The sequence below is a fragment of the Polaromonas sp. AER18D-145 genome (genome assembly GCF_002379095.1).
GTDB lineage: Bacteria > Pseudomonadota > Gammaproteobacteria > Burkholderiales > Burkholderiaceae_C > Polaromonas.
Genome location: NZ_NBZV01000116.1, coordinates 1 through 1,180, shown reverse-complemented (window position 1 = coordinate 1,180; position 1,180 = coordinate 1). Strand labels below are relative to the sequence as shown.

1 protein-coding gene is annotated in these 1,180 nt (G+C 60.9%); it reads left to right on the top strand.

The annotated features are described in order from the left end of the window. Positions 1-1,180 (top strand): class I adenylate-forming enzyme family protein (locus B7G52_RS23100; protein ID WP_141397544.1); only part of this gene is annotated, 1,180 nt, incomplete at both ends.

The window sequence follows — 1,180 nt, the reverse complement described above, 5'->3', positions numbered from 1 at the left end:
ATTGGCTATGGCGCAGGCCATGGTCTGGAGCGCGACTACGAAAGCTTGCTGGCGAAAGCCGAGGGTGAGCCGCACTGGCCAGCGCTGGCGCCCGACGACATCCTTTTTGTCAGCTACACCTCCGGCACGACCGGCGTGCCCAAGGGCGTAATGCTGACCCAGCAGAGCAGTGTCAACTGCATCCTCCACTCGCTGATTTCTTTTGGTTTTGGACCTGACGATGTCTGGTACATACCGGCGGCATCGGCCTGGGTGGTCGTGATGATGTACGCATTCGGGCTCGGCAACGGGATGACGACCGTGATTCCGGATGGCGGATACCAATTACAGGCTTACCTGCGCGACATCGAGCGTTTTCGCGTTACGGTCGGGTTGCTCGTCCCGACCATGCTGCAGCGCGCGATTGTTGAAATCCAAACCAATCCAGTTTACGACCTGTCCTCGCTGCACATGATGATTTACGGCTCGTCGCCCGCCACGCCCAAGTTGATCCGTGATGCGAGGGCGACCTTCAAGGGGATCAAGCTGCTGCAGACCTACGCGATGACAGAAACCACCGGCGGCTGGATCAGCTACCTGACCGATGCCGACCACGAGCATGCGCTGCGAGAGGAGATCGAACTGCTCAAGTCGGTCGGCCGCATCGGCATTCACTACGACTGTTCGATTCGCGACGAGTCGGGCCAACCGGTGCCGATCGGTCAATCCGGCGAGATCTGGCTGCGCGGCAATACCATGATGAAGGGTTACCGCAACCTGCCCGAGGCTACGGCGGAAGCGATGCCGGACGGCTGGCTGCGCACCAACGACATCGGGCGGCTCGACGAGCGCGGCTATCTGTATCTGCTGGATCGGCAGAAGTTCCTGATCATCACCGGCGCGGTGAACGTGTTTCCGACCACGGTCGAGGCGATTCTGGTCGAGCACCCGGCGGTGGAGGAGGTGGCCGTGGTCGGCGTGCCGCACCCGGAATGGGGCGAGGCGGTAGTCGCTGTGGTCGTCCGCAAACCTTCGCACAGCGATGTTACGGTGCAGGCGCTTATCGATTTTTGTCACGGCAGGCTCAGCCGCCCCGAAACGCCCAAGCATGTGGTGTTTGTCGATGAACTGCCCAAGACATCCAACGCCAAGCTGAAGAAAGGCGAGTTGAAGAAATGGCTGTCTGGCGGTGCAGTGCCCC